Source organism: Curtobacterium sp. GC_Cur_3 (genome assembly GCF_026544205.1).
Lineage (GTDB): Bacteria > Actinomycetota > Actinomycetes > Actinomycetales > Microbacteriaceae > Curtobacterium.
This window is the reverse complement of record NZ_JALNUI010000056.1, coordinates 1-9,813: the sequence shown is the minus strand read 5'-3', so window position 1 is coordinate 9,813 and position 9,813 is coordinate 1. Positions and strand designations below refer to the sequence as shown.

Annotated in this window: 8 protein-coding genes; 6 read left to right on the top strand and 2 right to left on the bottom strand. The window is 70.3% G+C overall.

The annotated features are described in order from the left end of the window. Positions 1 to 18: 18 nt before the first annotated feature. Both OXR63_RS17765 and OXR63_RS17760 read right to left on the bottom strand, forming a co-directional pair. Positions 19 to 399 carry an MGMT family protein gene (locus OXR63_RS17765; RefSeq protein WP_267425530.1) on the bottom strand — a complete coding sequence of 127 codons (381 nt, stop codon included), beginning with the start codon at positions 397 to 399 and terminating at the stop codon, positions 19 to 21. Continuing rightward, the gene (locus OXR63_RS17760) at positions 399 to 851 is read right to left on the bottom strand and encodes a GNAT family N-acetyltransferase (protein ID WP_194630216.1); all 453 of its coding nucleotides are present in this window, start codon (positions 849 to 851) and stop codon (positions 399 to 401) included. Before OXR63_RS17760 ends, OXR63_RS17765 begins: the two co-directional genes overlap by 1 nt. 85 nt (positions 852 to 936) lie before the next feature. Here OXR63_RS17760 and OXR63_RS17755 point away from each other — a divergent pair, with 85 nt between their 5' ends. The 6 genes from OXR63_RS17755 to OXR63_RS17730 all read left to right on the top strand — a co-directional run bounded on the left by OXR63_RS17755 (position 937) and on the right by OXR63_RS17730 (position 9,813). Continuing rightward, complete coding sequence (locus OXR63_RS17755) at positions 937 to 2,178, top strand: ROK family transcriptional regulator (protein ID WP_267425528.1); 1,242 nt, start codon at positions 937 to 939, stop codon at positions 2,176 to 2,178. Positions 2,179 to 2,337: 159 nt separating this feature from the next. Further along, entirely contained in the window at positions 2,338 to 3,174 is an 837-nt protein-coding gene (locus OXR63_RS17750; RefSeq protein WP_267425527.1) for a PhzF family phenazine biosynthesis protein, read from the top strand. Positions 3,175 to 3,453: 279 nt separating this feature from the next. After that, the gene (locus OXR63_RS17745) at positions 3,454 to 4,809 is read left to right on the top strand and encodes an extracellular solute-binding protein (protein WP_267425526.1); all 1,356 of its coding nucleotides are present in this window, start codon (positions 3,454 to 3,456) and stop codon (positions 4,807 to 4,809) included. A gap of 106 nt (positions 4,810 to 4,915) precedes the next feature. Then, complete coding sequence (locus tag OXR63_RS17740; protein WP_083393053.1) at positions 4,916 to 5,866, top strand: carbohydrate ABC transporter permease; 951 nt, start codon at positions 4,916 to 4,918, stop codon at positions 5,864 to 5,866. A 2-nt stretch (positions 5,867 to 5,868) separates the two neighbouring features. Then, on the top strand, positions 5,869 to 6,771 hold the full coding sequence (locus tag OXR63_RS17735) for a carbohydrate ABC transporter permease (RefSeq protein WP_374116156.1): 903 nt from the start codon (positions 5,869 to 5,871) through the stop codon (positions 6,769 to 6,771). Positions 6,772 to 6,804: 33 nt separating this feature from the next. After that, positions 6,805 to 9,813 carry an alpha-mannosidase gene (locus OXR63_RS17730; RefSeq protein ID WP_267425524.1) on the top strand — a complete coding sequence of 1,003 codons (3,009 nt, stop codon included), beginning with the start codon at positions 6,805 to 6,807 and terminating at the stop codon, positions 9,811 to 9,813.

The following is a 9,813-nucleotide window of genomic DNA, read 5'->3' as shown; positions in this document are numbered from 1 at the left end:
CTGCCGCAGCGGTTTGGATCAGTTCTGCTCCGTTATCGGTTCGTGACCGAACGGCTCCGGTGACCAGCGCGCACGGGGCATGTCGAGCCTCCAGGCCGTGTCTCGCCAGCGCAGCGGCGTGCCCTCGACGCGGTAGTGCTCCAGGGCGCGCGCCTCGTGCCGGACGGGCGGGAGCCCGCCGGACCGGACCACACGCCACCACGGCAGGTCGGAGCCCTCGTGCGCCATGACCTTCCCCACGGCACGCGAGGCGCGGGACCCGAGCGCAGCGGCGACGTCCCCGTACGTCATGACGCGGCCGGGCGGGATGGAGTGGACGACCTCGGCTACGGCGGCGCCGAAGTCAGCCGGGTCCGGTCGCTCGTCGTCGGGGTGCGGACCGACGGCGGCCGGGGGCATCAGAGGGAGAGGACCGCGAAGTGGTCGCCGTACTGGGTCTCGCGGACGACCTCGAAGCCGACGGCGCGGAAGAAGTCCTCGGGGGAGCCCTCACCGGGTTCGTAGACGACGGTCAGGCGTTCGAAGCCGCGCTTGCGGGCCTCGTCAGCGAGGCCGTGCACGGCGAAGCGGCCGACACCGCGGCCCTGGGCGGTGCCCGAGACGTTGACGCGCCAGATGCAGGCCTGCAGTTCCTCCTGCGGGTTGTCGGCGTCGAAGCTGCCGATGATGAGGCCGACGACCTCGTCACCGTCGAGCACGACCCGGGGCCAGGAGGCGCTCGGCTTGACGTCCGACTCGGCAACACCGTACGTGGTGGGCTGCACGAACTGTTCCTGCCCTGGCTTGAGCGTCAGGGAGTTGGCCGCGGCGGCGGTCGAGGCGGAGAGTTCTTCGAGGCGGAGGTCCGTCATGCGGTCAGGCTAACGGTGCGAGCACTCCCGGGGCCAGTCATGTCATCCTCCCGGGGGAGGGCGGGCTGCGCGGTATGGTCGCGACATGGCGGAACACCGGCGCGGCGCGAACCTGCCGTCGATCGGCGGCTTCAACCGCACGGTCGTGCTCGACGCCGTCCGCCGCTCGCCCGACGGGCTGAGCCGCGTCGAGCTCGCCGGGCGCACGGGCCTCAGCGCACAGACCGTCTCGAACGTCACGCGGTTCCTCATCGAGGCCGGCATGATCGTCGAGTCCGGCACCGTGGTGTCCGGCCGCGGCAAGCCCCGCACGATCCTGCGACTCGAGCCGGGCAGCCGGTTCGCGGTCGGCGTGCACATCGACCCCGCCGTCGTGACGTACGTGCTGCTCGACCTCGCCGGCACCGTGGTCGCCTCCACCACGACGTCGACCCCCACGGCGGACGACCCCGAGCAGGTCGTGCGGACGATGGCCTCGGCGGTCGAGGATCTCGTGCGGACCTCGGACGTCGACGCCGCCGCGGTCCTCGGGGTCGGCATCGCCAGCCCGGGGCCCATCGACGTCGACGCCGGCATCGTGCTCGACCCGCCGTTCCTGCCGCGGTGGAAGGACGTGCCGCTGCGGGACGCCCTCGCCGAGGCCACCGGCCACCCGGTGCTCCTCGAGAAGGACGTCACCGCAGCCGCAGTCGGCGAGATGTTCCTGGCGGGGGAGTCCTCGGCGCGGAACTTCGCCTTCGTGTACTTCGGCACGGGGTTCGGCGTCGGGCTCGTCGTCGACCACGAACCCGTGCGCGGGACCGGGGGCAACGCGGGCGACGCCGGCCACATCATGGTCGAGCAGGGCCCCTTCGCCGGCACCCCGGACGGACAGGGGGACCGCGGCGAGGTCGGAGCCGCGGTGGCACCCGAGCGCATCGTGCGGATCGCGGCGTCGCGCGGGCTCGACCTGGGGGCCGTCACGGACCTCGGGTCGGTCGACCGGGCCTGGGACGCACTCGCCGCAGCCATCGACGCGGGGGACACGACCGCCATCGAGCTCGCTGCCGAGGCGGGCACCGTGATGGGCCGCGCTGCCGTCGTCATCGTGAACCTGCTCGACATCGACCGCGTCGTGTTCGGCGGGCCGTTCTGGGCGCGGGTCGCCGCTGCCGCACTGCCGGCAGCGCGGGCGGCGATCACGGAGTCGCCGATCCTCGTGCCGAAGCACCCGGTGACGGTGGTCGAGACCGACCGTGGGGCCGACGTGGCCGCCGTCGGCGCGGCCTGCCTGGTGCTCGACGCGGCGCTCTCGCCGCGGGCGAGCGCGCTGTTGATCCGGCGCTGACGCGCGTCACGACGGATCGGCCCGCCGGACGGGAGGCTCGGTGGCGGACCGGTGGGGAGCCTCCCGTCCGGTGCCGGTGCCGGTGCGGGTGCGGTGCGTCAGGCCACGGACCGCGGAGTGGACCGCGAGGGGTCTCGAGCGCTCGGATAGCGTCGGGGCATGGAACCTGACGTGCTCCGGTACACCGCCTTCGCTGCCGAACCGGACGGCGGGAACCCCGCCGGGGTGGTGCTCGACGGCGTGGCGCTCTCGGACGCGGAGATGCTCGCGATCGCCGAGCGGGTCGGGTACCCGGAGACCGTGTTCGTGACGGGTGCGAGCGACGACCGCGTCCTCGTGCGGTACTTCTCGCCGGACGCCGAGGTGCCGTTCTGCGGGCATGCGACCGTGGCCCTCGCGGTGGTGCTCGCTGAACGGGACGGCATCGGACCGCGGATGTTCGCGACCGCCGCTGGCGACATCGCGCTCGACACCACCCGGGACGAGCACGGCGCCGTGCAGGTCGCGATGACGAGCGTCGAGCCGGACCTGCGCGAGTTCGACCCCGCGCCGCTGCTGGCGCTGCTGGGACTCACCCCGGACGACGTCGCGGACGGGTACCCGGTGCTGGAGTCGTACGCCGGCAACTGGAACCCGGTGGTCGTGCTCGAGGACCGGGAGCTCTTCCACCAGTTCCGGTTCGACCCCGTCGCGCTGGCCGACCTCAAGCGCGAGCGTGGCTGGACGGGGACCGTCACCGTGCTGCACCCGACCGGGCCGGGGGAGTACGAGGCGCGGAACCTGTTCCCCGTCGGCCGCATCACCGAGGACCCGGCGACGGGTTCGGCCGCGGCGTCGACGGGCGCCTACCTGCGGGCGATCGGGCGCGCTCGGGCTGGGGACCGCGTCGTGATCCGGCAGGGGCGGCACGTCGGGCGGCCGAGCATCCTGCTCGTGGACGTGACCGCGAGCGGCGGGATCACGGTCCGCGGTGGGGCGACGCCCATCGCGGGGTAGTCGCGCGAGGTCGGCCCGCGTTCCTTCCCATGGCGAGTGCGATGGGAAGCGGTTTCGCGCGTTGCGGGTCGGAAGGTGCGACCTCCTACGCGCGAAAGCACCTGTTATGCGCGAACCCGCCTGCCACGCACGCGCGGCGCGACGGGTGACTCATGCGCGGCGAACGGACACTGCGCCCGAACCGTGACGCGTCAGGTCTTGACACGGGTTAAGTCAATACGGTGGACTAACTGCGCAGCGCGGGCACTGTAGCCCGCGAATCCGTGCAAAGGAGCACCGATGAAACGCACCCGCATCATCGCTGGACTCGCAGCCGTGGCAGTCGCCGCAGTGGGTCTCGCAGGCTGCTCGAGCTCGGGGTCCGCCTCGAGTGACACCATCAAGATCGCCTACCAGAAGTTCGGCGCCTTCCAGCAGCTCGACGCCCAGATGAAGGTCGTCAAGAAGGAGTACGAGAAGGCGAACCCGGGCAAGAACGTCACGCTCGTCCCGATCCAGGCCCAGGGCAACGACTACTACACGAAGCTCGCGCTGATGAACAAGGCGCCGGCGACCGCACCGGACGTCATGTACGAGGACACCTTCCTCGTCAAGGCCGACGCCCAGGCCGGGTACCTCCTGCCGCTCGACAAGTACACGGCGAAGTGGAAGGACTGGGACCAGTTCTTCGACAACGCCAAGCAGGCCGGCGAGGGCGTGGACGGCAAGACCTACGGCGTCCCGATGGGCACCGACACCCGGGCACTCTGGTACAACAAGGACATCTTCAAGAAGGTCGGCCTGCCGGTGCCGTGGCAGCCCAAGACCTGGGACGACGTGCTCGCCGCCGCGAAGACCATCAAGCAGAAGTCCCCGGACACCATCCCGTTCAACGTCTACTCCGGCAAGGCCCAGGGCGAGGCCTCGACCATGCAGGGCTTCGAGATGCTCCTGTACGGCGCGGACGGCTCGGGCAACACGCTCTACAAGGACAAGAAGTGGGTCACCGGCTCGAAGCAGTTCGAGGACTCGCTCCAGTTCATCAAGGACGTGTACCAGGGCGACCTCGGCCCGACCCCGCAGCAGGCGCTCGACACCAACGTCGGCACCACGATCGCCCAGACGTGGCTGCCGAAGGGCAAGCTCGCGATCGACCTCGACGGCTCGTGGCAGTCGGGCACGTGGCTGAAGAGCGGGACCGCCCCGTGGCCCGAGTGGAACGACGTGATGGGTCAGGCAGCGATGCCGACGCAGAACGGCCAGGCCCCGGGCTACAACAGCATGTCGGGCGGCTGGACGCTGGCCGTCGGCAGCAAGTCGAAGAACCCGCAGGCCGCGTTCGACTTCATCACGACGTTCCTGAACAAGGACGGTTCGCTGAAGTACGACACCGAGAACAGCCAGATCGCGGTCCGCAAGGACGTCGCTGAGGACACCGCCTACACGGACGCCAACCCGACGTTCAAGTTCTTCTCCGGGCTGGTGGAACACACCAACTTCCGCCCGGCGACGAGCGACTACTCGCAGATCTCGAACGCCGTCCAGGTCGCCATGGAGTCCGTGATGACCGGGCAGCAGTCACCGAAGCAGGCAGCCGCCGCGTACGACGACGCCGTCGTCCAGACGGTCGGCAAGGACCACACCGTCTCCGGCTGACGCCACCCCAGACCGGACTGGAGGCTCGGCGCACGACGCGATCCGAGCCTCCCGTCCGGCTCCTCCCCACCTTCGGAACCCTCTCCGCACCCGGAAGGCAACCAGCGTGTCCACCACCCCCCTCGCGCCGACCCTGTCGGCGCCCGGTGCGCCCAAGCGCACCGATCCGCCGGTCCCGCGCAAGCGGCGACCGCTGCGGAACGCCACCCGAGCCGTGCCCCTGCTGCCGGCCGTCGTCCTCCTCATCGTCTTCCTGCTCGGCCCCGTCATCTCGTCGTTCTACGGGTCGTTCACCAACTCGGCGCTCACCGGCGCCGGCGCTGCCGACCAGCAGTTCGTCGGGTTCAAGAACTACGTCGAGCTGTTCCAGGACCCGGACTTCCCGAAGTCCGTCATCCTGACGATCGTCTTCCTGTTCGCCTCGGCGGTCGTCGGCCAGAACGTCCTCGGGCTCGGCCTCGCGCTGCTCATGCGATCGGCCAACAAGGTCGTCCGGTCGATCGTCGGTACCTTCGTCGTCGCGGCCTGGGTCCTGCCGGAGATCGTGGCCTCGTTCGCCGCGTACGCCTTCTTCAACGACGAGGGCACGCTGAACTCGTTCCTGTCGGTCTTCGGGATCAGCGGTGCGAACTGGCTGTACACGTACCCGATGCTCGCGATCATCCTCGCCAACATCTGGCGCGGGACGGCCTTCTCGATGCTCGTCTACTCCGCCGCCGTGCAGGAGGTCCCCGAGGAGATCACCGAGTCGGCCGAGGTCGACGGCGCGACCGGCTGGCAGCGACTCGTCTACATCACGCTGCCGGTCATCCGCCGGAGCATCTCCACCAACCTCATGCTGACGACGCTGCAGACCCTGTCGGTGTTCACGCTCATCTACGTGATGACGGGCGGTGGGCCGGGGACGAACTCGTCGACCCTGCCGATCCTGGCCTACCAAGAGGCGTTCAAGTTCTCGCAGCTCGGCTTCGGGACGGCGATCGCGACGATCCTGCTCGTGGTGGGAGCCGTCTTCTCGATCATCTACATCAAGGCACTGAAGCCGGAGGTGGACTGACCATGGCGATCACCGCTCCTGACCGTCCCGTGTCCAACGTCACCCGCTCGGTGACCGCCCCGGGCGCGCTGCACATGACCTCGCCGCGCGGCCGCACCATGCGGTGGACGGCGAACGTCGTGCTGCTCGTCATCGCCGCGTGCTTCGCGGTGCCGCTGCTCTGGCTGGTGTTCGCCTCGCTCGACGCCCAGGCATCGCTGTCCGTGAAGATCCCGTCGCAGTTCACGCTCGACAACTTCGCCAAGGTGCTGACGCCCGAGCTGTCGTTCATCCCGCTCGCCAACAGCCTGCTGCTGTCCGGGGGCACCGCCGTCGTCACCGTGGTCGTCGCGCTCCTGGCGGCGTACCCGCTGTCCCGGTACAAGATGCGCGTGAACAAGCCGTTCCTCTACAGCATCCTGTTCGGGACCGGCCTGCCGATCACCGCGATGATGGTGCCCGTCTACGCGCTGTTCGTGTCGCTCAACCTCATCGACAACATCTACGGCTGCATCTTCTTCCTCGCCGCGACCAGCCTGCCGATGGCGATCTGGATGGCGAAGAACTTCATGGACTCGGTCCCGATCTCCCTCGAGGAAGCGGCCTGGACCGACGGCGCGTCCATGTTCACCACGCTGACCCGGATCGTCATCCCGCTGATGCGCCCCGGCATCGCCGTCGTGTTCATCTTCGTGTTCATCCAGGCGTGGGGGAACTTCTTCGTCCCGTTCGTCCTGCTGCTCTCGCCCGACAAGGTGCCCGCCGCGGTGAGCATCTTCAACTTCTTCGGGCAGAACGGCGCCGTCGCCTACGGGCAGCTGGCCGCGTTCTCCATCGTCTACTCCGTGCCCGTCATCGCGCTCTACGTGATCGTGTCCCGCGGCCTCGGCGGGGGCAACGCCCTCGCCGGTGGCATCAAGGGCTGACCGAACTCCACCGCTGGGAAGGAACCCATCTCCATGCACCATGACGAACCGCTCGTCCACGCCCGCATCGCCCGTCTCGTGCGTGACCGGGTCGACCCCGCCGTCCAGCGGCGCTCGGCCCCGGTCACCGTCGAGGCCTGGGACGTCCCGGGCGAACCGGTGCCGTTCGACTCGGCGGTGACGCAGTCGTTCACCCCGTTCGAGGTCGGGTCCCCGTGGGGTGGCCGACCGTGGGGCACGACGTGGTTCCGGGTGACGGGCAGCGTCCCGGCCGACTTCGGCACCGCCGAGGGCACCACGGCCGAGCTGTTCGTCGACCTCGGCTTCACCAAGCGGCACCCGGGCTTCCAGGCCGAGGGGCTCGCGTACCGGCCCGACGGCACGACGATCAAGGCCATCGAGCCGCGGAACAACGCCGTCCCGCTCGAGGTCGGACCGGGGGAGTCGTTCGAGCTCTACGTCGAGGCCGGTGCGAACCCGGACATCGGCGGCGACGACTTCCAGGGGGCGACGCCCCTCGGGTCGCGCTCGACCGCCGGTGACGAGCCGATCTACCGGCTGAAGGCGCTGGAGGTCGTCGAGCGTGACGACACCGTGTGGGAGCTGCAGCAGGACCTCTGGGTCCTGCGTGGCCTGATGGCGGAGCTGCCCACCGACGGCACCCGTGGCGCTGACATCCTCCGCGCGCTCGAGCGGGCCGCCGACGCGCTCGACCCCGACGACGTCGCCGGCTCGGCCGCTGCGGCGCGGTCGGTGCTCGAACCCGTGCTGGCCGTCCCGGCAAGTGCCGCCGCGCACCACGCGATCGCCGTCGGCCACGCGCACATCGACTCCGCCTGGCTGTGGCCCGTGCGCGAGACGAAGCGCAAGTGCGCCAGGACCTTCTCGAACGTGCTCGACCTGATGGACCGCGACCCGGACTTCACGTTCGCGTGCTCGTCGGCCCAGCAGTACGCATGGATCCGCGACGAGTACCCCTCCGTCTTCGCCCGGATCAAGGAACGAGTCGCCGAGGGCCGGTGGATCCCGGTCGGCGGCATGTGGGTCGAGTCGGACACGAACCTGCCCGGCGGAGAGGCCCTGGCACGGCAGTTCGTCGCCGGCAAGCGCTTCTTCCTCGAGGAGTTCGGCATCGACACCCCCGAGGCCTGGCTCCCCGACTCGTTCGGGTACACCGGCGCCCTGCCGCAGATCATCCGCGCCGCCGGATCGAAGTGGTTCGTCACGCAGAAGCCCTCGTGGAACGAGACGAACGTCATCCCGCACACCTCCTTCCACTGGGAGGGCATCGACGGCTCCCGCGTCCTGACGCACCTGCCCCCGGCGGACACGTACAACTCGGACGTCTCGCCCGCCGACCTGCACCGCGGGGAGCGCCAGAACAAGGAGCGCGGCACCGCGAACACGTCGATGCTGCTCTACGGCTTCGGCGACGGCGGTGGTGGTCCCACCCGCGAGATGGTCGGCGCCGCCCACCGGCAGCACGACCTCGACGGCTCACCCCGCGTGACGCTCGGCACACCCGCCCAGGTGTTCGAGCAGCTCGAGCAGGAGCTCCCCACGCCCGGCGTCTGGTCGGGGGAGATGTACCTCGAGTTCCACCGCGGCACGTACACGTCGCAGATCCGCACCAAGCAGGGCAACCGCCGCTCGGAGCACCTGCTGCGCGAGGCCGAGCTCTGGGCAGCCACGGCGGCCGTGCGACTCGGTGCCGCGTACCCGTACGACGAGCTCGAGGAGGCCTGGCACACGGTGCTCCTTCAGCAGTTCCACGACATCCTGCCGGGGTCCTCGATCGCCTGGGTCTACGAGAACGCCGAGGAGCAGTACGCCCGCGTGGCCTCGGTGCTCAACGGCCTGATCGGGACCGCGACGACGGCGCTCGCCGGCGGTGACGACGGCGGATCCGTCGTCCGGTTCAACGCCTCGCCCGTCGCGGCCGGCACCGTGACCGCGCTGGGTGCTTCCGTCGGTGTGCCAGCGCGAGCGGTGCCTCCCGTCCGTTCCGGTGACGGCTTCGTCTTCGACACCGGCGTGGTCCTGGCGACCATCGACGGTGCCGGCCACGTCGTGTCGTTCGTCGAGCGCGCGTCCTGGCGTGACGCGATCGCCCCCGGATCGGCCGCTGCGGAGTACACCGTCTTCCGGGACACCCCGAACCAGTGGGAGGCGTGGGACATCGACCGCGCCTACCAGCGCAACGGGAAGCCCCTGGCCGCGACCTCCGTGACGATCGACGGAGACGCCCTCGTCGTGGTTCGTCCGACCGGAGGATCCACCGTCACCACGCGGTACTCCGCGGTCGAGGGCGAGCCGGAACTCGTCGTCGAGACCGAGGTGGACTGGCACGAGCAGCAGAAGCTGCTGAAGCTGGCGTTCCCGCTCGACCTCAAGGCCGACCAGGCCTCGAGCGAGATCCAGTTCGGCCACATCGACCGGCCGACGCACCAGAACACCTCGTGGGACTTCGCCCGCTTCGAGACCTCGGCGCACCGCTGGGTGCACGTCGCGGAGCCTGGCTTCGGCGTCGCGGTGGCGAACGACTCCACCTACGGGCACGACATCACCCGGGCGACCCGGCCGGACGGTGGCACGACGACGCTCGTGCGCGAGTCACTGCTGCGCGGCCCGACGTTCCCGGACCCGCACGCCGACCAGGGGCACCACGTGTTCCGCACGGTGCTGCGCGTGGGTGCCTCGGTGCTCGACGCGGCGGACTCCGGCTACCGGCTGAACCTGCCGGTGCGGTCGGCTCCCGGTTCGGCGGTCGTGGAACCGCTCGTCGTGGTGTCGTCGCCGCAGGTGTTCGTCGAGGCCGTCAAGCTCGCGGAGGACCGATCGGGGGACGTCATCGTCCGGTTGTACGAGGCACTCGGCGGTCGGGCGACCGGGGTCGGCGTGGACTTCGGGTTCGAGGCTGACTCGGTGACCCAGGTGGACCTGCTCGAGCGGCCGCTCGGGGCGACGTGGGACGCGGGCTCGCCCGTGTCGCTGACGCTCCGCCCGTTCGAGATCGTCACGCTGCGGGTGCAGCGGGCGTAG

What these genes read in the sequence shown, in the direction of transcription:
- OXR63_RS17745 (WP_267425526.1), top strand. Translation starts at nt 3,454, where the DNA reads ATGAAACGCACCCGCATCATCGCTGGACTCGCAGCCGTGGCAGTCGCC.
- OXR63_RS17765 (WP_267425530.1), bottom strand. Translation starts at nt 399, where the DNA reads ATGCCCCCGGCCGCCGTCGGTCCGCACCCCGACGACGAGCGACCGGAC.
- OXR63_RS17735 (WP_374116156.1), top strand. Translation starts at nt 5,869, where the DNA reads ATGGCGATCACCGCTCCTGACCGTCCCGTGTCCAACGTCACCCGCTCG.
- OXR63_RS17755 (WP_267425528.1), top strand. Translation starts at nt 937, where the DNA reads ATGGCGGAACACCGGCGCGGCGCGAACCTGCCGTCGATCGGCGGCTTC.
- OXR63_RS17750 (WP_267425527.1), top strand. Translation starts at nt 2,338, where the DNA reads ATGGAACCTGACGTGCTCCGGTACACCGCCTTCGCTGCCGAACCGGAC.
- OXR63_RS17760 (WP_194630216.1), bottom strand. Translation starts at nt 851, where the DNA reads ATGACGGACCTCCGCCTCGAAGAACTCTCCGCCTCGACCGCCGCCGCG.
- OXR63_RS17730 (WP_267425524.1), top strand. Translation starts at nt 6,805, where the DNA reads ATGCACCATGACGAACCGCTCGTCCACGCCCGCATCGCCCGTCTCGTG.